The following is a 20243-nucleotide window of genomic DNA, read 5'->3' on the forward strand; positions in this document are numbered from 1 at the left end:
TCATGTTAACGCCTGCTTGCGATTATGGCAGGCAATCTTACGGGATAAGAACCAGCCAGCACTGTTGAGCTAACCGCCGCACGGTCGTCCGTCGTGACGCCTGGCGCAGGTGGCGTGCGCGTTGCTAGGCATCGTCGGGATTTGTCGTGATGTCGAAGTTGTCCATCGTCTTCAAGCTTCTGACCGTGTTGTCAGTTCTCGTCCTCTCGCTCGCCGGTGTCGGCGTGACGGCGATCGGCACCATGCAGAACATCAACGCTCACACGGTCGAGATTGCGGAGAGTTGGCTGCCGAGCGTGCGTGCACTCGGCTCGATGCGCGCCGACATCAATGAGCTGCGCGTCGCCCTCCGCCTGCATCTGATGCAGGACACCGCCGAAGGCAAGGAGGCCGCCGAAAAGCGTCTCGCCAATCTGCGCGAGCGCATCGAGAAGACCCGAAAGGTCTACGAGCCGCTGATCAACGCGGCCGAGGAGCGCGCGCTCTACGGGCAATGGACCAAGGCGTGGGCCGAGTACCTGAACGGCGTGCAGGACGTCATGGCGCTGTCGCGCAAGAGCGTCGGGCGTTTTCCGGCCGACGCCAATGAAATGCTGCAGACCAAGGTCGCGAAGATGGCCCAGGCGGCCGATCCGCTGCTGCAGAAGGCCATCGAACTCAACAACAGCGGCGCCGAGCTGGAGACGAAGCAGGCGGCCGACAGCTATGCGTTGATCTTCCGCGTGCTGGTCGGCATCATCGTACTCTCCGTCGTGATCGCGATCGGCGCGGCCTATTATCTCGTGCGCGATGTCTCTCGCGGCATTGCCTCGATCATCCGTCCGATGCAGTCGCTCGGCGAGGGCGACCTCTCGGCCGAGGTGCCGCATCGCGGCGAGAGGACCGAGATCGGCTCGATGGCGGATGCGCTCCAGATCTTCAAGGAGGCGCTGATCGCCAAGAAGGCCGCCGACGAAGCGGCCGCTCGCGATGCCGAGGCCAAGATCGAGCGCGGTCGCCGCGTCGATGCCATCACGCGCAATTTCGAGGCCATGATCGGCGAGGTGGTCGGCACGGTCTCCTCCGCCTCGACCGAACTCGAGGCCTCGGCCTCGACGCTGACCGGCACCGCGCAGCGCGGCCAGCAACTCGCGACCGTCGTCGCGGCCGCGTCCGAGGAAGCCTCCACGAACGTGCAAGCGGTCGCCTCCGCATCCGAAGAACTATCGTCCTCCATCACCGAGATCAGCCGCCGCGTGCAGGATTCGGCGCGGATGGCGGCGGAAGCCGTCGAGCAGGCGGCGCGGACCAACGAGCGCGTCAACGCGCTGTCGCAGGCCGCGTCCCGCATCGGTGACGTGGTCGAGCTCATCAACACCATCGCAGGCCAGACCAATTTGCTGGCACTGAACGCCACCATCGAGGCGGCACGCGCCGGCGAAGCCGGCCGCGGCTTTGCGGTCGTCGCGTCGGAAGTCAAGGCGTTGGCCGAGCAGACCGCGAAGGCGACCGGCGAGATCGGGGCACAAGTATCGGGCATCCAGGCCGCGACTCAGGAATCCGTCAGCGCCATCCAGGAGATCGGCGGCACCATCGAGCGGCTTTCCGAAGTGTCCGCAGCGATCGCCGCCGCCGTCGAGGAGCAGGGCGCCGCGACGCAGGAGATCTCGCGAAACGTCCAGCAGGCTTCGGTCGGCACGCAGGAGGTCTCGGCGAACATCACCGACGTGCAGCGTGGTGCGATCGAGACCGGCGAAGCCTCGGTCGAGGTGCTCTCGGCTGCGAAATCGCTGGCGAGCGACAGCACCCGTCTCAAGGTCGAGGTCGCGCAGTTCCTGGAGTCGGTCCGCGCGGCCTGATAATCAACTGCCCGTCTGCGCGGCCGGCGGCGGCGCGACCTGCCGCCGGAACAGGATGCGCTGGTAGAGCCAGCCGATCGCGACCAGCACGATGCCGAGGCACATGAACGACAGCGCCCGGTAGACGCCGGTCAGCGTCCATACGTCGACGGCGAAGGCTTTCAGGATCGTGAGCGCGATGACGGCGGCCGAGGCCAGCCGCGCCCGCTCGGAGTTGACGAGGATGCCGACGCCGAGCAGGACAACGCCGAAGCCGAGCCAGCCGATCGAATAGGTGTATTGCTCGGCGCTCGTGGTGGCGCCGTAGAGCAGCACCGGGCCGTGATAGAAGCGGCGGATCTCCAGCGTCACATAGCTGAGCGCGAACACCAGGGCTCCGCCTGCGATCGTGTTGGCGTAGACGACGGAGCGATGGCCCGCCACCGCATAGGACAGCAGCAGCATCAGCACTGCCGGCAGAGCGTAGCCGAGCAGCAGCAGGTTGAAGACGAGGCCGCCGACATTGACGCCGGAGAACAGCAACGGGTTCTCCAGGATCAGGAGGCCGAACACGCTGATGATCCCTGCAATTGCCGTGAGCACGACCGCACCGGCGTTGTGCACGATGCTGTGACTGCGCAGCCGCAGCCGCTCAAGTCCGATCGCCATCGCGAGCGTGATGCAGACCTGCAGCGCGAATTCGAGCAGCGAGGGGGCCGCTGTCATGCGGCCGCCGGTCGCGAAGTGCCGGATCTCCATGAAGGCGAGCAGCGCGGTGAACAGGATCGCGGCGGTCTCGACCATGCGCAGCGGCGCGTCGTCGGCGCGGCGGCGCAGGAAGATGCTCGCGCCCCAGAACGATGCCGCCGGCAGACCGTAGCCCCAGAGCAGCCAGTTGAAGATCGGCGTGGTGCCGACGGCATCGCCGACGATCAGTGGGTCATAGGCGATGCGCGCGGTGACGAGGCCCGCGAAGATGGCGGCGAGCCAGCGCAGGAACGGGATCGGCCGCTGCAGCGAGATCCAGGCGGTGCCGAGCGACATCAGCGCGAGCGCGATGGTAAGCCAGCCCTTCTCCAGCGCAAAGGTCAGCGCCAAGGCCAGCGCGCCGAGCGTGCCGGTGGCGAACAGGGCGATGGAGGTAGCAAGCCCCGGTCGATCTTCGCGGCGTGAGAGGGCTTCGGTCGCAGCACCGAAAGCAGCGGCGAGCAGCACTGCGAGGATCGCAAACGGGATCGAGCGGTCGAGGTGAGCGATGCGCGCATAGAGCGCCACCAGGATGGCGATCGGTGTCGCGACACCTGCCGCCGACCATACCACCGGGATGACGGCCGAGTTCGACCGGCCCTGGGCGAGGAAGCCTGCGACGCCGAAGCCTGCGGCGAAGATCGCGGCCATGACCAGATGCAGCGTCACGGAGCTGTCGATTGCCGTCGGGCCGACGCCGGACATCGGGCCGCCCGGCAGCACCAGCATGTCCGGATTGGCACGCACCGCCCATTCGGCGAACACGATGAAGACGGTCGCTGCGGCGGCGCCCAGCGCGCCCGTTGCCGCCGGCGCGCGCCAGGCCACGAACAGCGTGCCTGCGACCAGCAGAGTGAAGGCGATCAGCGCGAGATCGGCGTGCGCGCTCGACACCACGATCACCACCGTGGCGAACAGGTAGGCACCGAGCGAACTCGACGAGACCGGCTCGATCTCGCCGTCCTCGGCCGCCGGGCCGAACATGAAGCCACAGACGACGAGGAGGGCAGCGAGCACGAAGCCCGCAATGACGTGGAAGGCGTGCGGCGCGACCTGCAGCTCCGGCTCGAGCCCGACGAGGGCCCAGAACACGGCGAACACGATCGTGGTGACCGCGAGCCAGCGCCACAGCCGGATGCGGGCGAGGCCGAAGCTCGCGGCGGTGACGATCGCGAGATAGATGTAGAGCGCCCAATAGTCGGGCTTGCCGCTGGAGACGAGAACCGGCGTCACGAAGGCGCCGACCACGCCGAGGCCGGCGAGTGCCGGTCCGTGCAGCAGCGCTGCGGCGAGCGTGCACATGGCGACGATGCCGAGCAGCACGAAGGCCGTGGCGGGCACGAGGAAGCCGTAGAGCGCATAGGCGGCATAGATCGTCGCGAACGCCACCGCCGTACCGGCGGCGGTGAGGATCGCGGGAATGTTGGCGATCGGCAGCGCCTGAATGGTCGAGATGCTCTCCTTGCGCCGCGTCCATTCGCCGGCCCCGAGCAGCGCGGCCGCGAACAGGCCGCCCAGGAACACGCGCACGCCGGGGCCGAGAAGGCCGGCCTCGATCGAATAGCGCACCATGAAGAAGCCGCCGAGCGCGAGCGCAAGCCCGCCGATCCACACCACCCAGCGCGTGCCGAGCCGCTCCTCGAAGCCAGGTTCTTGAATATCAGGCGCAGGCGCGGGCAAAGGAGGCGGCGCAGCGGCTTCAGGGCCCGCCTCGGGCGGCGGCGGCGAAACAGCTTCGGTCACGGGTGGCGACGCCGGTTCGGTTTCCGGCGCAAGCGGCGGGAGCTCCGCGGCAGCCGTCGCGGCGGCCGGCGCCTGCTCCCAGACAGGTGTGAGCGGCGGCGGCTGCATCCGCCGCTGCGCGTCAAACGCCTCTTCGAGCGCATTCAGTCGCCGGCGCAGCTCGCCCGCCAGGTTGGCGGCCTTGATGGCAATGATGAACGCGGCGATCGCAATGATCCACGCAAAGACGTCGAACGTGCCGTCGAACATGAAGCCTCCAGGCGATCGACGGATGGGGCCGATCGCGAAATCCTTGTCTAGCGCCGGGAGCGTACGCGCAAGCCCGGTGCGGGTCGCTCCTGAAGCACGTCGCGGCGGAAGCGGTAGAGCGCCGCCGGTCGTCCGCCGGTCTGTGTCGACATGACCCCGGTCGGTTCGACCAGGGCTTCCATTTCGACCAGGCGGCGGAAATTCTGCTTGTGCAGGTGTCGGCCGGAAATCGCCTCCACCGTGTGCTGCAGTTCGGTAAGTGTGAATTCAGGCGGCAAAAGTTCAAAGACCACAGGACGATACTTCAGTTTTGCGCGTAGCCGCGCGATCGCCGTGGCGAGAATCCGGCGGTGGTCGAACCGCATCGAGGTCCCGAGCGGTGGAAGCGTCTTGCGCGCTAATGCCGCAGGCCGGCCGTCGCGCCGCGCTTCCTCGACCAACCCGGCCTCGTACAGGAGCTCGTAGCGATCGAGCACGCGCTCCTCGTCCCAGGCCGCTCCGTCGAGGCCAAAGTAGAATCGCACGCGATCCTTTCGCGGCAATGCGCGCGTGGTCTCCGGCGTCTCCTCCGCGGCCCACTCGGTCAGCGCAGGGATGATGTCGCGGGCAATGATCGCGGGCGGCTCCTCGCGCCGGTCTTCCCACGGAAGGAAACGGTACCATGGCGAAAAGCTCGCCGCGTTTGCTGCAAGCTCGCCGTCCACCGCGCGCGTCAGTGCGAGATAACCGATCGACACCATATGCGCCCCGGTGTCGCCGGCCTCGGCATGGCGGCCGCGATCGCCAAAGGTGTAGAGCTGCTCGACATAGCCGAGCCGCAAGCCCGCCTGTTCCTCGACCCAGGCGCGCAGGCCGATCTCGAAAGTGCGGTGCGCGACCGCGTCGAACGGGCCGAACGGCAGGCCGGCAAGCCCGTCACTGTCGCGCGCGGTCAGGATCAGCGGCTCATGGCCCGCGATCGCGACGATGGCCGCGGTGAGGCCAATCTCGATCGGCGTCAGGAGCGTCTCGCTCATGCGATGTGGCGCGCAGCTGTTGCCGCAAACACGTCGTGCCCGGGCTCGTCCCGCCTGCGCGGCCGAAGCCGCTTCGGCGAGGCGAAGGCCCGGGCATCCACGTTCTCCGTACCGCGTGAAAGCTCGTGGATGGCCGGGACAAGCCCGGCGATGACGCACCTTCTGCGATGTGGCCTAACTCTCATTCCAGCTCGATCACGAAGGGGCGGCCCTCGACCATCATCGCGCCCGGGCCGATCTCGTCGAGCGCGCGCAGCATGCGGCCGTTGCGTCCCAATGCACGATCGGCGAGGCCGACGATGCGCCGGTTCGGCGAGGCAATCGGCGAGGCCGCGCGGATCTTCCTGGCGATATCGAGCTCGTCGCGGTTCGGATTGAGCGCGCAGACCGCCGCGAACGCGCTCGCGGTGGAGCGGCTGATGCCGGCATAGCAATGAACCACCAGCGGTGCGCTGCGGTCCCAGCCGCGCACGAAGTTCAGCACCTGTTCGATATGCGTCTCGGACGGTGCGACGAAACCATCCATCTCCTGGGTGATGTCGTCCATCGACACCTTGAGATGGTTGGCCGGCAGCACGGACACCGGCCGCGCCACCTGCTCGACATTGGCCATTACGGTCAGCACGTGGCTGGCCCCGGTGAGGCGGACGGTTTCGGGAAGCGCGGCGAGGGAACAGACGTGGATCATGGCGGACCTTTTTGCCGGCGATTATAGCCGGTGCCGTAGGGTGGGCAAAGCTACCACTTCGTCGTCCCGGACAAGCGCGCTACAGGCGCGCGCCGATCCGGGACCCATAACCACAGGGTTGAGTTTTACGAAGGCTCGTGATGACCGGTTTTGCGCTGCAACCACTCCCTGTGGGTATGGGTCCCTGCTTTCGCAGGGACGACGGCGGAGTGTGAGGCATCACTCTCCCACGACAATGCTACGCGAACACCGCCCCGAACCGCTCCAAAAACTGCTTCTCGGCCCGTGCCGCGGTCCAGGGCGTCAGGTAGTCGCGCCGGACGCTGTCGGAGAGGCCGGGATCCTTGCCGAACAGGCGCCTCGCCTCGGGCTCCTCGAAGCCGGCGAGCGCGGTCGCCTCCAGATAGGCTGCACCGCGATCGGCGGCCTTGATGGCCTGCGTGATCTCTTCGGGCAATTCCGGTGGCAGGCCGAAGCGGATGTGGATGGCGCCGAGCAGGCGCTTCTCGACCGCTTTGTAGTGGCCGTCGAGCACGGCCTTGAACGGCGAGATCATGTCGCCGATCACATATTCGGGGGCATCGTGCAGCAGCGCGGCGAGCCGCATGCGCTGATCGACCCGCGGCATCTCGTGCCGCAGCACGGTTTCCACCAGCAGCGTATGCTGCGCGACCGAAAAGATATGCGCGCCGATGGTCTGGCCGTTCCAGCGTGCAACGCGCGCCAGCCCGTGCGCGATGTCGGCGATCTCGACGTCGAGCGGGGAGGGATCGAGCAGGTCGAGCCGTCGGCCCGACAGCATGCGCTGCCAGGCGCGGGACTGCGCAACGCCCGCCGTTTTCTTCGCGGTCATTTTGCCTTGAGGCGCGGCTTGCGCTGCGTCTTGCCGCAGGTCGCGTGACAATGGCAGTCGACGAGGTGGTCGTTGACCATGCCGGTCGCCTGCATGAAGGCATAGACGATGGTCGGGCCGACGAATTTGAAGCCGCGCGAGGACAGCTCCTTCGAGATCTGCACCGACAATGGTGTCGAGGCCGGCACGCTCGCCGTGGTCTTGAACTGGTTGACCTTGGGTCGTCCGTCCATGAAGTCCCACAGCAGCTTCGAGAAGCCCGGGCCCTTCTCCATGATGTCCAGATACGACTTCGCGCTCAGGATCGTGCCGTCGATCTTGGCCTTGTTGCGCACGATGCCGGCATCGTTCATCAGCGCATGAACTTTCTTGTCGTTGTAGCGCGCGATCTTCTCGGGCTGGAAATCGTCGAAGGCTTTGCGGAAGTTGTCGCGCTTGCGCAAGATCGTGATCCAGGAGAGACCGGCCTGAAAGCCGTCGAGGATCAGCTTTTCGTACAGCGCGCGGTCGTCATACTCCGGCACGCCCCATTCGGTGTCGTGATAGGCGACATAGAGCGGATCTTCACCAGGCCAGGGGCAGCGGGTCTTTCCGTCGGGATGCAGGCGGGGGGCGCGGCTCATGCGATGGGCTGCTTGGCTGGAATGCGAACGACGTCCGGTTCAGCGAGCGTCAAAGCCAGCCCTCCGGCAGTAAGCGGCTGGCCGGCATCGAGCGCGTCCGCGACACGGTCGATGCGCACCAGAGCTATGCCCTTGCCGCCGGAGGTCGAGCCGATGGTGCCGACCGGCTTGTCGCCGGCAAGAATGGTCGCGCCGGCCTCCGGCGAGGGGCCGTCGAGCAGCACCTTCACACTGCGGGTGCGTGCGGTGCCGCGATGCTGCATGCGCGAGACGACCTCCTGGCCGACATAGCAACCTTTGTCGAAATCGACGCCGGCAAGGCGGTCCATGTTGGTCTCGTGCGGAAACGCGTCGCTGTACATGAAATCGAGCCCGCCGCGCGGCACGCCGAGCGCGATGCGGTGCGCCTCGTATTCGGTCGCATCGACCATTTCGGCCCCGATGAGGTCGGACAGCTTCTGTTTGATATCTTCGGGGATCAGGATGCGAACACCGAGGCCTTCATGGCGGGGGTCGGCGAAGGCGAGGTCGGGCTGGGCCGCGGGCTGGCCGTCCCATGCGGCAAGCACGCCGAGACCGCCGGAGAGGTTTTCCACCGTGACCTTGGCGCGCAGCTTGTAGAATTTCAGCTTGGTGGCGAGGCTATCCGCCAGCGCTTTCGGGCAGTCGATCAGGAACCCGCCGCCATGACCCGCGGGCACTTCCGTGATCAGGAAATCCACGATGATCTTGCCCTGCGGCGTCAGCAACGCGCCGAATCGGCCCAGCCCGGGTTTCAGCCTGTCGACGTCGGTCGTGACCAGGCCGTTGAGGAAGTTGCGCGCATCCTCGCCCGCGACCTTGACCACGCCCCGGTCGGGAAGAAACGCTGATTTCATGCGAAAATCTCTTGCGACATGTTGCTCCGGAACGTAAGCCCGCGAGGCATAAACGACAAGACCTCGAGCCCTGCGCTTGGGGACGAGAGAGGCCCTCAGCCATGACCCAGCGCTTCGATGTGATCCTCAAGAACGGCACCGTCGTCAACCAGGACGGCGAGGGTGTTCGCGATATCGGCATCACGGACGGTCGCATCGCCGAGCTGGGCCCGCTGTCGCAGGCCTCAGCCGCGGAAGTGATCGACTGCAAGGGCCTGCACATCCTGCCCGGTGTCATGGACACGCAGGTGCATTTCCGCGAGCCCGGACTGGAGCAGAAGGAAGATCTCGAGACCGGCTCGCGCAGCGCCGTGATGGGCGGCGTCACCGCCGTGTTCGAGATGCCGAACACCTCGCCGCTCACCGTGACCGAGGCGACCTTCTCCGACAAGATCAAGCGCGCCCATCACCGCATGCATTGCGATTTCGCCTTCTTCATCGGCGGCACCCGCGAGAACGTGCAGGACCTGCCGGTGCTCGAGCGCGCGCCGGGCTGCGCCGGCGTCAAGGTGTTCATCGGCTCCTCGACCGGCGCGCTGCTGGTGGAGGACGACGAAAGCCTGCGCCGCATCTTCCAGGTGATCCGCCGCCGCGCCGCCTTCCACGCCGAGGACGAGTACCGCCTCAACGACCGCAAATCGCTGCGCATCGAGGGCGATCCGCGCTCGCATCCGGTGTGGCGCGACGAGACTGCGGCGCTGATGGCGACCCAGCGCCTCGTCAAGCTTGCGCACGAGACCGGCAAGCGCATCCATGTGCTGCACATCTCGACCAAGGAAGAGATCGAATTCCTGCGCGACCACAAGGACGTCGCATCGTGCGAGGCGACGCCGCATCATCTCACGCTGGTCGCGCCCGAATGCTACGAGCGGCTGGGCACGCTGGCGCAGATGAACCCGCCTGTGCGCGGGGCAGATCATCGCGCCGGGATCTGGCGCGGTATCGAGCAAGGCATCATCGACGTGCTCGGCTCCGACCATGCTCCGCATACGCTGGAGGAGAAGCAGAAGACCTATCCGGCCTCGCCCTCCGGCATGACCGGCGTGCAGACGCTGGTGCCGTTGATGCTCGATCACGTCAACGCGGGCCGGCTCTCGCTCGCCCGCTTCGTCGATCTCACCAGCGCCGGTCCCGCGCGCCTCTACAACATGGCCTGCAAGGGCCGCATCGCCGCCGGCTACGACGCCGACTTCACGGTCGTCGACCTCAAGCGCAGCGAGACCATCACCAACAAATGGGTGGCGTCCAAGGCCGGCTGGACTCCCTATGACGGGGTGCGCGTCACGGGCTGGCCCGTCGGCACCTTCGTCCGCGGCCGCCGCGTGATGTGGCAAGGCGAGCTGGTGACGCCTTCGCAGGGTGAGCCGGTGCGGTTTCTGGAGACGCTGAAGCAGTAGAAGCAGGTCAAGCCTCTGCCTCCGCTGTCATGCCCCGGCTTGACCGGGGCATCCAGTACGCCGCGACGAGAGTTGATTGATGCGACTGCAGCCTCTGGAATCCTGGATTGCCCGCTTTCGCGGGCAATGACAGTGTGCCGCGAAGCGAAACCGCAAATTGGGAGGCCGCATGATGTCCCAGCGAAACGCCCTCATCACCACCGAACAGCTCGCCGCCATCCTTGGCGATCCCAACCTGCGCCTCTACGACTGCACGACGTATAACGAGCCTGTTCCGCCCGGCAGCGACGTGCCGTATCGCGCGGTGCCCGGGGACAAGACGTTCGAAGCCGGCCACATTCCCGGCGCCGATTTCCTCGACCTGCAGGGCGAGTTCTCCGACACCTCGTCGCAACAGTTCTTCATGATGCCCGGCGTCACCCAACTCGAGGCCGCCTTCGGCCGCCACGGCCTCGACGCGGGCAAGACCGTCGTGCTCTACAGCATCGGCACGATGATGTGGTCGACCCGGTTCTGGTGGATGCTGCGTTCGCTCGGCGTCGATGCGCAGGTGCTCGACGGCGGTTTCGACAAATGGAAGGACGAGGGGCGGCCGGTCGCAACAGGCGCACCGAGGGGATATGAGGCCACGACCTTCAAAGCCACGCCGCGCGCGGGGTTCTTCGTCGACAAGAATACGGTGATATCGCGGATCGGCGATCCCAAGACAGTCATCGTCAATGCGCTCGGGCCGCAATTTCACCGCGGCCTCGAGCCGAGCCGTTACGGCCGGCCGGGCCGCGTTCCCGGCAGCGTCAACGTGTCAGCGGCAACGCTCGTGAACGCCGACAAGACGCTGACAACGCTCGCGGATGCGGAAGCGAAATTCGCGGCACAGGGCATCACGCGCGACAAGAATGTGATCTGCTATTGCGGCGGCGGCATTTCGGCGACGATCGATCTGCTGCTGCTGACGCAGCTCGGCTACGACAAGCTGACGCTGTATGACGGCTCGATGGGCGAGTGGGCGAGGGATGCGGCCCTGCCGATCGAGACCGATTGAGGCGCGCGTTCCCGGTGGCATCGGGAACATCTCCCGGGCATCGCGAGACTAATGCTTGTCTGCGCGCAACCGCTTCCGTGCGATAAACACGGCAGACTTCGCGACGCTTTTCGCTGAGTCATTCATCCGTCAACTGGCCCCGCCCGTGTGGCGGGGTCATTTTCGGCAGTTCCTACTGCCTGCAGATGTCGACCGAGAATTCGCCGTTGCGGATGCGGCCGGGAAAGCCCTCGACGAACTTGGCGACCGCGTCCTCGCCGTAGGTGCCGACGAGCTCGGCAAAGGCCGCGAACAAGCTCGCCTGCGCCAGGCAGTCGCCGTCGACGCCATCATGGCGCGCTTCGGCCCAGGCCTCGTTGAGATAGCTCAGTGCGGCCTGCTTTTGCTCGTGATCGGGCAGCGGCGCGCGGGCGGGGGCGTAGGAAATCGGCTGGCTCATGAAACTCGATCAGGGCTGGGGCGCGATCCACGGCGATGCGCTGTGCGAGAGGTTTAGCACGGGCGTTAATGACCGCTAGGCTACATCTTTAAGAACGGTTAACGGCTGTGAACAAACTCGATGACAGAGTTCCCACTGCTTGTCATTCCGAGTCGCGCCGACAGGTGCGAACCCGGAATCCATCACGCTACGGAGCCGGTGGATGAATGGATTCCGGGCTCGCACTTTGCGCGCCCTGGAATGACGGGAGGGAGAGTTCAGTTCGCGTAACGCGCCGTCAGATCCCGCGAGATCTTCGAGCCTTCCTCGATATAGCGGCGGATCGCCACCGTCGCCGCCGGCGTGCAGCTCCGGTAGGTCTGCTGAAATCCGTTATAGCCGCGGTTGAAGCCCGCGATCATGCGGGTGCGGCGCTCGCCGGAGGGGGTTTCGGCATCGATCAGCGCCTGCATCTCGTTGCGCCATTTGTTGCCCTCGTTGGCCCCGCAGATGCCGCGCAGATAGTGCAGCCCGCCAAGGATCTCCGCCAGCCTCTGCAGATCGCCGTCAAACGGCGCCGCCACGTCCTGGGCCCGAGCAGGCACGCAGGCGCAGGCGAGAACCAGGGCAAAAATGGCGAGAAATCGCGTGGACATCGGCCGGCTGTATGCCCCCTTGGGCCCGTGGACGCAAGGCGGGCGGTCAGGGGCCGATCAGGCGCGCGGCGGACTGGATGACCTCTTCCAACCCCCCGGTCAGCTTGAGGTCTCCGAGGCTGGCCAGGGCGTCGGGCGCGATCCAGCGGTAGTCGTCGAGCTCGTCGTTCAGAACCGGCTCACGGGCCACCCAGCGGGCGGCAAACGACATGATCAGATAATGGCCGGCCCCGGTCGCCGCCGGCAGCACCTCGCGCCACCCGGCGAGGCCGACGATCGCAATGTCGAGCCCGGTTTCCTCGTCGACCTCGCGGCTCAGGGCCTGGTGCAGCGATTCGCCGAATTCGACCCGGCCGCCCGGGAGCGAAAAGAAGCCCTTGGCGGGCGAGCGGGCGCGGCGGGTCAGCAGCACCTTGCCGTCGCGGAAGACGGCGGCACTGACCGCGATCTGGGGATGGGTTGGCTGGACGGCTGAAACCATCTTCTTGAAGGACCTGTTCTGAAAGGACCCGGCTCAGTTCGCCATGATGGTATCGACGTCAGCTTCGGCCCCGCCATGGATGATGCCGCCGCAGGCCGCGATCAGCGGCTTGACCCAGAGCGCGGCCTGCTCGGCGAGACGAATGCGCGTCGTGTCCTTTTCGACGTCGCGCATCGCCGAGCCGACCGCAGTCAGGATCGAGGTCATGGTGTCGGTGAGGTGGTCGAATTGGGCGCGCACGTTGGGATCGGCCTTCTCATAGGCCTCGATGGCGAGGTCGCGCGCCTTGAAGTTGGAGGCCGTGAAATGCTCGGCATAGGACAGCGGCGACCAGGTCAAAAAGTCTTCCGCGCATTCGGGCATGTCGGGGACCATTTCCAGCAGCATCACGGCTTCATTGAAATGGTTGAGATAGTCGGTGGCAAGCCCGGTCCGCGGGTTGATGTTGGCCACGCGCAGCCGCTCGGCCCAGGCGGAAGCCTCGGGGCCCGTCTGTACGTGCGTCCGCGCGGGTTGGGAGGCCATTGAGCTCATCAGCCGCAGTGTTAACGTTCGGGGTTAAAAGGACCTGAACGGACCCTATATAGACGCCCTGGGATGTGTGGACGCTTCGTCATAACTTCGGCCCCCGCGGCCTTGCGGCAACTGTTCGGCTATGTCGAGCAGCCGAATTTCCCGCCTCGGTACAACGTGGCGCCGACACAACCGATTCCGGTCGTGTTGGTCGAGAACGGCGCGCGGCATTTCCGCCTGATGCGCTGGGGCCTCTTGCCGGGCTGGGTCAAGGATCCTCGCGGATTCACGCTCCTGATCAACGCCCGTTCGGAAACGATCCTCGAGAAGCCCGCCTTCAAGAGAGCGATACGCCGGCGGCGCGGACTGATCCCGGCCGACGGCTATTACGAATGGAAGGTGGAGGACGGCCGCAAGCAGCCCTTCTTCATCCACCGCGCCGACGGTGCGCCGCTCGGTTTCGCCGCTGTGTTCGAGACCTGGGCCGGACCGAACGGCGAGGAACTCGACACGGTCGCGATCGTCACGGCCGCCGCAGGCGAGGATCTCGCCGCGCTGCATGACCGCGTGCCCGTCACCATCAGCGAGCGCGATTTCGAGCGCTGGCTCGATATTCGCGGCGACGAGGTCGACGCGATCCTGCCGCTGCTGGCCACCCCGCGCCTCGGCGAATTTGCCTGGCACCCGGTCTCCACCCGCGTCAACCGCGTCGCCAATGACGACGAGCAGCTGCTCTTGCCGATCAGCGCGGAGGAGATGGCGGCGGAAGCAGAGGCGGCCAAGCCGAAGAGGGCGGTGCGGAAGGTTGTGGCTAGCTCATCGGATGACGGGCAGGGGTCGTTGTTCTAGCTGCAGTGTCGCCACCCACTCCGCCGTCGTCCCGGACAAGCGCGCCCCAAGCGCGCGCAGATCCGGGACCCATAGCCACAGGGAGCAGTTGTGGCGCGAGCCGGTCACCACGAGTCTTCGTCAAACGCGACCCTGTGGTTATGGGTCCCGGGTTCGCGCTACGCGCGCCCCGGGACGACGAGGAGAGTATGTGGCGCTATCGTCACACGATCTCCCTTGCCCTCAACCCTGCAATCTCCGCCGCATCGAATCCCAGCTCGCCGAGCACCGCCTCCGTATCAGCGCCCAGCTCCGGCGCCATCCGGTCCAGCCTGCCGCCGCCATGGGCAAGCTTGAAGCCGCTGCCGGCAAAGCGCAGGCGGCCGTAGGGCGTGTCCAGCTCCTGGATCGCGGCGCGCGCCTTGATTTGCGGATGGTCGATGACTTCCTCCACCTTCCAGATGCTGGCGCAGGGCGCGCCGGCGTCTTCCAGTAAGGTCTCCCATTCGCGCGCCGGCCGTGCCGCCAGCACCTCCTCGATGATGGCGCGGAGCGCCGGCTCGTTCTCGTTGCGCGCGAACCAGTCGGCAAAGCGCGGATCGCTGAGCGTATCCTCGCGGCCGAGCGCGCTCATCAGCGCGCGGTACTGCTTCTCGTTGTTGACGGCGAGCAGGATATGGCCGTCGCCGCACTTGAACAAGTTCGCCGTGGTCCTGCGGCTGACCGCCTGGTTGCCCGAGAGCTGCTGGCGATGGCCGGCGACCGACCAGTCCGCGATCTGCCCGGACAGATAGGCCAGCGTCGCCTCCAGCATGGAGACGTCGATGAGCTGGCCCTTGCCGGTGCGGTCGCGTTGGTAGAGCGCGCTCGACACGCCGAATGCGGCGGTCGCGCCCGACAGCACGTCGCAGACCGCAAAGCCCGCCCGCGTCGGTCCGGTCTCCGGATGGCCCGTGATCGCCATGATGCCGGAGAGCGCCTGCATCTTGCCGTCATAGCCGGGCCGCAAGCGGTCCGGCCCGGTCTGGCCAAAACCCGAGACCGCGCAATAGATCAGTTTAGGATTGATCGCCGACAGCGCCTCGTAGCCGATGCCGAGCTTGTCCATCACGCCGGGGCGGAAATTCTCCATGACGACGTCGACGGTCTCTGCAAGCTTCTTCACGATCGCGATCGCCTCGGGCTTCTGCAGATCGAGCGTGAGGCTGCGCTTGTTGCCGTTGACGGCCTGGAACGCGGGGGCCAGCCCGCGCTCGGCCCATTCGCGTGACAGCGGCGTGCGGCGCATGTCCTCGCCCTCACGCCGCTCGATCTTGATGACGTCCGCTCCCAGCAGCGCAAGCTGGTAGCTGGCATAGGGGCCGGCCAGCACCTGGGTGAAGTCCAGTATCTTCACGCCCTCGAACGGTCGCGTCACGTCGCTCTCCCCATTTTGTTGTCGTTATCGGAGGACGTCAGGCGGCGCGGTTGCCCCGCGCGATTTCCTTCTGCTTGTCGAATTCGGCGCGGCGGCGCGCCAGCTCTTCGGCTGAGAGCTGCGCGACGTTGTTGTAGTCGAGCTTCCAGGAGGCGTCCTCGCTCCAGCGCAGCGGCGACTGCATCGTGGTCTGCGCACCGCTCGCGGTCTCCAGCAGCTTGAGCGCCAGCTCGAGCGTCTGCGCCTGCGAGGCGACATCATGCGGCTTGCCGGCGGAATTGCCGAGCGGGAAGTCGCTGAACAGGAAGCGCGGGACGGCGGCGTGCTCGATGATGTCCTTGGCGCAGCCCATGATCACGGTCGGAATGCCGTTCGCTTCGAGATGCCGCGCCACTAGCGCCGTGGTCTGGTGGCAGACCGGGCAGTTCGGCACCAGCACCGCGACATCGACCTTGTCGGCGAGACAGCGCGCCAGAATCTCCGGCGCGTCGGTGTCGAGCGTGACGCGGTGGCTGCGGTTGGTCGGCGCGCCGAAGAAGCGCGGGGCGACCTCGCCGATGCGCCCGGCGGCGGACGCCTTCAGGAGCTGCGGCAGCGGAAACCAGGTGCCGTTGTCGGTCGCCGAGGTGTGCTTGCGGTCGTAGCCGATATGCGAGATGCGAAGGTCGTGCTCCCTGGAGGTGTCGCCGTCGTAGACCTCGTAGAATTTCGCACTGCCGTTATACGCCGCCCCTGGCCCCTGGTCGCCCTTGGCTGGATCGTACGGCGCAGCGGTCGTGATGATGGTCACGCGCGACTTTGCCAGCGGCTTCGTCAGCGGCTGGAACGGCGCCGAGGTGTAGTGCGCCCAGCGATACGGCGTGGTGTAGCCGATCGCCGCGTAATAATCCCGCGTGCGCTGCATGTAGGGGACGGGGGCATCATAGTCGGGCGCAAAGCCGAATTCGTCGTCGCGCGGCGCGGTCATGGGCGCGTCTCCTGGTTCTTGGTTGGGGCCAGACTAGAGATAGTTTTCGCGTCGCTCAACGGGGGGCGCGGCGGCGCAGGGCTGAATTGCAGGCGAGGATGGTGGGCACGGCGCCCCTCAGCCTCCCCTGGCCCCCAGGGGAGGGTAAGCTAGCTCACCTGAACACATGCAGCGCCACATATTGCAGCAGCATGATCGCCTTGGCGTCGATGATGCGGCCGTCGGCGATCATCGCCAGGGCCTCGTCGATCGAAAGCTCCAGCACCTCGATGTCCTCGCCCTCGTGCTCCAGGCCGCCGCCGTCGCTCACCCGCATCTCGGGCTCGTACTCGGCGACGAAGAAATGCAGCTTCTCGGTGATGGCGCCCGGGCTCATGAAGGCCTCGAACACCTTGTGGACGTGGTGCAGGCGATAGCCGGTCTCCTCCTCGGCCTCGGCGCGGATGCGCGCCTCGGGCTCGGCATTGTCGAGCACGCCCGCGGCGGCCTCGATCAGCAGGTCGTCATGGCCGCGGATGAAGGCCGGCAGGCGGAATTGCTTCACCAGGATCACGGTCCGCCGCGCGCGGTTGTACGGCAGCACCGCGGCGGCGTTGTCGCGCTCGTAGGTCTCGCGGTGCTGCGTCTGCCACTCGCCATTGGCGCGCCGGTATTCGAACGTCGTGGTCTTCAGCGTGGTCCAGCCGTCGGAGAGCACGCGGACGTCCTTGATGCGGACGCGGTCGGAAATGGTCATGGCGGGATCTCAATTATTCGGCGTGGTCGCGCGGCCGTCGAGCCACTTCTGGAACATCACGGAGGTCGAGAGCTCGAAGCCCAGCGAGCCGTAGAACGCATTGGCCGCTTCATTCTCGCGGCGGACCAGCAGCTGCAGCTTCGAAATTCCGGCCGCGCGCAGCCAGTCCTCGGCCGCGGCCATGATGACACGGCCATAGCCGCGCTTCCGGCAGTCTGGATCGACCGCGACGTAATAGACCCAGCCGCGGTGGCCGTCATGGCCGACCATGATCGTGGCGACGATCGCGCCGCCCTCGCGGCCGATCAGCACCGTGGAATTGTCGCGCCGCCGTGCCAGCGCGATATCGGCATGCGGATCGTTCCAGGGCCGCGTCAGGCCGCAGCGCTGCCAGAGTGCGACGACCATCTCGACATCGGCATCCTTGATTGGCTCGATCGCGAGCGCGCTCACAGCACCTTCCCCGGATTCATGATGCCGAGCGGATCCAGCATCGCCTTGATCGCGCGCATCAGCTCGATCGCGGTCTTGTCCTTGACGTCGGGCAGCTCGTCGCGCTTGAGCACGCCGATGCCGTGCTCGGCCGAGATAGAGCCGCCCATGCGCAGCACGATCGCGAACACCACCGCGTTCATCTCGTGCCAGCGCGCCAGGTAGTCGGCCGTGTCGGCGCCGACCGGCTGGCTGACATTGTAGTGCAGATTGCCGTCGCCGAGATGGCCGAACGGCACCGGCCGCGCGCCGGGGATCAGCTTCACCACGGCCGCATCAGCCTCCGCGATGAATTCGGGCACGGCCGCGACCGGCACGGAGATGTCGTGCTTGATCGAGCCTCCCTCGGGCTTCTGCGCCGAAGACATCTCGTCGCGCAGCTTCCAGAAGCCGGCGCGCTGGGCGAGGCTCGCCGCGATCACGGCGTCGTCCACGATCTCCTCCTCCATGGCGCGGGTCAGGATCGTCTCCAGCGGCGTGCGGGCATCCTCGGCGGGGGAGGACAGTTCCATCAGCACGTACCAGGGATGCTTCGCCTCAAGCGGATCGCGCACGTCGATGCCGTGCCGCACCGAGAAGTCCACCGCCATCTCCGACAGCAGCTCGAAGCTCGTCAGCGCATTGGCGGCTTCGCCCTGCGCGATCGTGAGCAGCTTCAGCGCCGCCGCCGGCGATCTCAGCCCGACGAAGGCGGTCTCGACCGCCCGCGGCTTCGGAAACAGTTTTAGGGTCGCCGCCGTGATGATGCCGAGCGTGCCCTCCGCGCCGATGAAGAGGTTGTGCAGATTGTAGCCGGTGTTGTCCTTCTTCAGTTTCGACAGCGTGTTCAGCACGCGTCCGTCGGCCAGCACCACTTCAAGCCCCAGCGCCATCTCGCGCGCGACGCCATAGGCGAGCGCGGCCGTGCCGCCGGCATTGGTGGAGAGATTTCCGCCGATGGTACAGCTTCCCTCCGCGCCCAGCGAGAGCGGAAACAGCCGGTCCACCTCGGACGCTTTTTGCTGCGCGATCTGCAGCACCACGCCCGCTTCGACCGTCATGGTGTTGGAGGCAGTGTCGATCTCGCGGATCTTGTCGAGGCGCCGCAGCGACACGACGACCTCGCCATTGTGCGGCGTCTGGCCGCCGACGAGCCCGGTGTTGCCGCCCTGCGGCACCAGCGCGATGTTGTGCGCGGAAGCGAGCTTGCAGATCTCCGAGACCTCCGCCGTCGAGCCCGGGCGCAGCACCAGCGGTGAGCGGCCGTGGAAGAGATTGCGCTCCTCGGTGAGGTAGGGCGCGATGTCATTCGCATCGGTGATGGCATGGCGTTCGCCAACGATCTTGCGGAATTGTTCGATCAACTCGGGCGCAAGCGGCGGGGGGGCGGATGGATTGACGTTCATTCTCGTGTCTCTTCTCAAGCTTCTTATCGCGCAACCGCGGCCCGGCGCAGCCGGTCGTTGATCGCTTCGCCAAGTCCCTCTTCGGGCACCGTCATCACCGCGATCGCCCGCGGGCCCTTCGCGTCGAGGCTCCGAAGATAGCCGAACAGATTGGCGGCGGCTTCATCGAGATCAGCGGTGGGCGACAAATTCATGACGGCGCTGGCGGCGTCCATGCCGGGCAGCCGCGCGGGACCGAATGCCAGCAGCGCCTCGCCCGGCGCCACCTCACGCGCATCGAGCCGCACAGGAGCGCGCGGCGCGTAATGCGAGGCCAGCATGCCCGGCGCCAGCGGCTGGCTGTCGTCGCTTCCGGCTTCCATCGGCGGCCGCGCCAGGGGCGCGCCGAGCACCGCCTCGATCCGTTCGCGTGAGAGCCCGCCGGGCCGCAGCAGCATCGGCGCCTCGAAGCAGCCGACAATGGTCGATTCAACGCCGACCTCGACCGGCCCGCCGTCAATGATGAGGTCGATCCGTCCCGATAAGTCGCTCTCGACATGGGCGGCCAGCGTCGGCGAGACGTGGCCGGAGATGTTCGCGGACGGCGCCACCACGGCCCCGCCGAAGGCGCGCAGAATGGTCTGCGCGACGGGGTGGGCGGGAATACGGATCGCGACGGTGTCGAGGCCGGCCGTGGCGAGATCCGCCACGGGACAGCCGTCGCTCTTCGGCACCACCAGCGTCAGCGGCCCCGGCCAGAACGCCTCGGCGAGCTTCAATGCGCGCGCGTCGAACCGTCCGATCCGCCGCGCGGCTTTGAGGTCAGCGACATGCGCAATCAGCGGATTGAACGCCGGCCGCCCCTTGGCGGCGTAGAGATGGGCGATCGCCGTGGCATTGGCGGCGTCCGCCCCGAGCCCGTAGACCGTCTCGGTCGGAAACGCGACCAGCCCGCCGGCGGCCAGGGCCCTGGCGGCAGCCTCCGCGCCGGCCGCGCCAGCCGGCAAGATCAGTGTTTCAAGGCCCGTTTTCACAGGGACAAAATTCCTCATCTCGGCCGCTTGCGGTGCGCCAAACCCGACGCTATAAGCCGGCCTCTTGTCGGAGTGTGGCTCAGCCCGGTAGAGCACTGCGTTCGGGACGCAGGGGTCGCAGGTTCGAATCCTGCCACTCCGACCATTCTTTCAAATACTTATACTTTCGATGATTTTTGCGCGCAACGAAATGCGCAACGAAATGGCTCGATCGGAGCAATGTGGTGGCTGTAGAGCTCGATTCT

General features: G+C 66.6%; 20 protein-coding genes and 1 tRNA gene. 5 read left to right on the top strand and 16 right to left on the bottom strand.

Annotated elements, in window-relative coordinates; translation table 11 throughout:
• Positions 1 to 149 precede the first annotated feature (149 nt).
• On the top strand, positions 150 to 1838 hold the full coding sequence (locus RX330_RS09660; protein ID WP_317242842.1) for a methyl-accepting chemotaxis protein: 1689 nt from the start codon (positions 150 to 152) through the stop codon (positions 1836 to 1838).
• Between the two features lie 3 nt (positions 1839 to 1841).
• On the opposite strand, the gene RX330_RS09665 is transcribed toward RX330_RS09660, so the two are convergent.
• From RX330_RS09665 to RX330_RS09690, 6 genes are all read right to left on the bottom strand, one after another.
• Positions 1842 to 4556 (bottom strand): DUF2339 domain-containing protein, encoded by a 2715-nt coding sequence (locus RX330_RS09665; RefSeq protein WP_212089434.1) that lies wholly within the window; start codon positions 4554 to 4556, stop codon positions 1842 to 1844.
• Positions 4557 to 4603: 47 nt separating this feature from the next.
• A complete protein-coding gene (locus tag RX330_RS09670; RefSeq protein ID WP_212089436.1) occupies positions 4604 to 5572 on the bottom strand; it encodes an NUDIX hydrolase in 969 nt (322 codons plus the stop codon).
• A gap of 181 nt (positions 5573 to 5753) precedes the next feature.
• Positions 5754 to 6260, bottom strand: a complete 507-nt coding sequence (locus tag RX330_RS09675) for a tyrosine phosphatase family protein (RefSeq protein WP_212089438.1) — start codon at positions 6258 to 6260, stop codon at positions 5754 to 5756.
• A 238-nt stretch (positions 6261 to 6498) separates the two neighbouring features.
• Positions 6499 to 7113 (bottom strand): YfbR-like 5'-deoxynucleotidase, encoded by a 615-nt coding sequence (locus RX330_RS09680; protein ID WP_212089439.1) that lies wholly within the window; start codon positions 7111 to 7113, stop codon positions 6499 to 6501.
• Complete coding sequence (locus RX330_RS09685) at positions 7110 to 7736, bottom strand: DNA-3-methyladenine glycosylase I (RefSeq protein ID WP_212089441.1); 627 nt, start codon at positions 7734 to 7736, stop codon at positions 7110 to 7112. The genes RX330_RS09680 and RX330_RS09685 overlap by 4 nt, the downstream gene beginning before the upstream one ends.
• Positions 7733 to 8614: a YgfZ/GcvT domain-containing protein gene (locus tag RX330_RS09690; protein ID WP_212089443.1), complete on the bottom strand. Its 882-nt coding sequence runs from the start codon at positions 8612 to 8614 to the stop codon at positions 7733 to 7735. The genes RX330_RS09685 and RX330_RS09690 overlap by 4 nt, the downstream gene beginning before the upstream one ends.
• 101 nt (positions 8615 to 8715) lie before the next feature.
• Here RX330_RS09690 and RX330_RS09695 point away from each other — a divergent pair, with 101 nt between their 5' ends.
• Both RX330_RS09695 and RX330_RS09700 read left to right on the top strand, forming a co-directional pair.
• On the top strand, positions 8716 to 10050 hold the full coding sequence (locus tag RX330_RS09695; protein ID WP_212089445.1) for a dihydroorotase: 1335 nt from the start codon (positions 8716 to 8718) through the stop codon (positions 10048 to 10050).
• A gap of 172 nt (positions 10051 to 10222) precedes the next feature.
• Positions 10223 to 11092 (top strand): sulfurtransferase, encoded by an 870-nt coding sequence (locus RX330_RS09700; RefSeq protein ID WP_317243869.1) that lies wholly within the window; start codon positions 10223 to 10225, stop codon positions 11090 to 11092.
• 172 nt (positions 11093 to 11264) lie between these two features.
• On the opposite strand, the gene RX330_RS09705 is transcribed toward RX330_RS09700, so the two are convergent.
• The 4 genes from RX330_RS09705 to RX330_RS09720 all read right to left on the bottom strand — a co-directional run bounded on the left by RX330_RS09705 (position 11265) and on the right by RX330_RS09720 (position 13181).
• The gene (locus tag RX330_RS09705; RefSeq protein WP_028134933.1) at positions 11265 to 11531 is read right to left on the bottom strand and encodes a hypothetical protein; all 267 of its coding nucleotides are present in this window, start codon (positions 11529 to 11531) and stop codon (positions 11265 to 11267) included.
• Between the two features lie 257 nt (positions 11532 to 11788).
• On the bottom strand, positions 11789 to 12166 hold the full coding sequence (locus tag RX330_RS09710; protein WP_212089447.1) for a TIGR02301 family protein: 378 nt from the start codon (positions 12164 to 12166) through the stop codon (positions 11789 to 11791).
• Between the two features lie 46 nt (positions 12167 to 12212).
• Positions 12213 to 12647: an NUDIX hydrolase gene (locus RX330_RS09715; protein WP_317242843.1), complete on the bottom strand. Its 435-nt coding sequence runs from the start codon at positions 12645 to 12647 to the stop codon at positions 12213 to 12215.
• A 33-nt stretch (positions 12648 to 12680) separates the two neighbouring features.
• On the bottom strand, positions 12681 to 13181 hold the full coding sequence (locus RX330_RS09720) for a hypothetical protein (RefSeq protein ID WP_317242844.1): 501 nt from the start codon (positions 13179 to 13181) through the stop codon (positions 12681 to 12683).
• Between the two features lie 63 nt (positions 13182 to 13244).
• Here RX330_RS09720 and RX330_RS09725 point away from each other — a divergent pair, with 63 nt between their 5' ends.
• A complete protein-coding gene (locus RX330_RS09725) occupies positions 13245 to 14009 on the top strand; it encodes an SOS response-associated peptidase (RefSeq protein WP_317242845.1) in 765 nt (254 codons plus the stop codon).
• A 202-nt stretch (positions 14010 to 14211) separates the two neighbouring features.
• Here RX330_RS09725 and RX330_RS09730 read toward each other — a convergent pair whose 3' ends face one another.
• The 6 genes from RX330_RS09730 to RX330_RS09755 form a co-directional block, all read right to left on the bottom strand.
• A complete protein-coding gene (locus tag RX330_RS09730) occupies positions 14212 to 15405 on the bottom strand; it encodes a CaiB/BaiF CoA transferase family protein (protein WP_317242846.1) in 1194 nt (397 codons plus the stop codon).
• 37 nt (positions 15406 to 15442) lie between these two features.
• A complete protein-coding gene (locus RX330_RS09735) occupies positions 15443 to 16372 on the bottom strand; it encodes a glycine reductase (RefSeq protein ID WP_317242847.1) in 930 nt (309 codons plus the stop codon).
• A gap of 154 nt (positions 16373 to 16526) precedes the next feature.
• A complete protein-coding gene (locus tag RX330_RS09740; protein WP_317242848.1) occupies positions 16527 to 17108 on the bottom strand; it encodes an NUDIX domain-containing protein in 582 nt (193 codons plus the stop codon).
• 9 nt (positions 17109 to 17117) lie between these two features.
• A complete protein-coding gene (locus RX330_RS09745) occupies positions 17118 to 17561 on the bottom strand; it encodes a GNAT family acetyltransferase (protein ID WP_212089459.1) in 444 nt (147 codons plus the stop codon).
• Positions 17558 to 18985: an FAD-binding oxidoreductase gene (locus RX330_RS09750; protein ID WP_317242849.1), complete on the bottom strand. Its 1428-nt coding sequence runs from the start codon at positions 18983 to 18985 to the stop codon at positions 17558 to 17560. The genes RX330_RS09745 and RX330_RS09750 overlap by 4 nt, the downstream gene beginning before the upstream one ends.
• A gap of 23 nt (positions 18986 to 19008) precedes the next feature.
• Positions 19009 to 19998 carry an L-threonylcarbamoyladenylate synthase gene (locus RX330_RS09755; RefSeq protein WP_317242850.1) on the bottom strand — a complete coding sequence of 330 codons (990 nt, stop codon included), beginning with the start codon at positions 19996 to 19998 and terminating at the stop codon, positions 19009 to 19011.
• Between the two features lie 68 nt (positions 19999 to 20066).
• On the opposite strand from RX330_RS09755, the gene RX330_RS09760 reads away from it, so the two are divergent.
• Positions 20067 to 20143, top strand: a tRNA-Pro gene (locus RX330_RS09760).
• The last annotated feature ends 100 nt before the right edge of the window (positions 20144 to 20243 follow it).

The sequence above is a fragment of the Bradyrhizobium sp. NDS-1 genome (assembly GCF_032918005.1).
Lineage (GTDB): Bacteria > Pseudomonadota > Alphaproteobacteria > Rhizobiales > Xanthobacteraceae > Bradyrhizobium > Bradyrhizobium tunisiense.

Bases quoted from the DNA above. Each gene is read 5' to 3' on its own strand.
- RX330_RS09665 (WP_212089434.1), bottom strand. From the start codon at position 4,556: ATGTTCGACGGCACGTTCGACGTCTTTGCGTGGATCATTGCGATCGCC.
- RX330_RS09680 (WP_212089439.1), bottom strand. From the start codon at position 7,113: ATGACCGCGAAGAAAACGGCGGGCGTTGCGCAGTCCCGCGCCTGGCAG.
- RX330_RS09715 (WP_317242843.1), bottom strand. From the start codon at position 12,647: ATGGTTTCAGCCGTCCAGCCAACCCATCCCCAGATCGCGGTCAGTGCC.
- RX330_RS09750 (WP_317242849.1), bottom strand. From the start codon at position 18,985: ATGAACGTCAATCCATCCGCCCCCCCGCCGCTTGCGCCCGAGTTGATC.
- RX330_RS09675 (WP_212089438.1), bottom strand. From the start codon at position 6,260: ATGATCCACGTCTGTTCCCTCGCCGCGCTTCCCGAAACCGTCCGCCTC.
- RX330_RS09720 (WP_317242844.1), bottom strand. From the start codon at position 13,181: ATGAGCTCAATGGCCTCCCAACCCGCGCGGACGCACGTACAGACGGGC.
- RX330_RS09700 (WP_317243869.1), top strand. From the start codon at position 10,223: ATGTCCCAGCGAAACGCCCTCATCACCACCGAACAGCTCGCCGCCATC.
- RX330_RS09725 (WP_317242845.1), top strand. From the start codon at position 13,245: ATGTGTGGACGCTTCGTCATAACTTCGGCCCCCGCGGCCTTGCGGCAA.
- RX330_RS09690 (WP_212089443.1), bottom strand. From the start codon at position 8,614: ATGAAATCAGCGTTTCTTCCCGACCGGGGCGTGGTCAAGGTCGCGGGC.
- RX330_RS09695 (WP_212089445.1), top strand. From the start codon at position 8,716: ATGACCCAGCGCTTCGATGTGATCCTCAAGAACGGCACCGTCGTCAAC.
- RX330_RS09670 (WP_212089436.1), bottom strand. From the start codon at position 5,572: ATGAGCGAGACGCTCCTGACGCCGATCGAGATTGGCCTCACCGCGGCC.
- RX330_RS09710 (WP_212089447.1), bottom strand. From the start codon at position 12,166: ATGTCCACGCGATTTCTCGCCATTTTTGCCCTGGTTCTCGCCTGCGCC.
- RX330_RS09685 (WP_212089441.1), bottom strand. From the start codon at position 7,736: ATGAGCCGCGCCCCCCGCCTGCATCCCGACGGAAAGACCCGCTGCCCC.
- RX330_RS09660 (WP_317242842.1), top strand. From the start codon at position 150: ATGTCGAAGTTGTCCATCGTCTTCAAGCTTCTGACCGTGTTGTCAGTT.
- RX330_RS09740 (WP_317242848.1), bottom strand. From the start codon at position 17,108: ATGACCATTTCCGACCGCGTCCGCATCAAGGACGTCCGCGTGCTCTCC.
- RX330_RS09735 (WP_317242847.1), bottom strand. From the start codon at position 16,372: ATGACCGCGCCGCGCGACGACGAATTCGGCTTTGCGCCCGACTATGAT.
- RX330_RS09705 (WP_028134933.1), bottom strand. From the start codon at position 11,531: ATGAGCCAGCCGATTTCCTACGCCCCCGCCCGCGCGCCGCTGCCCGAT.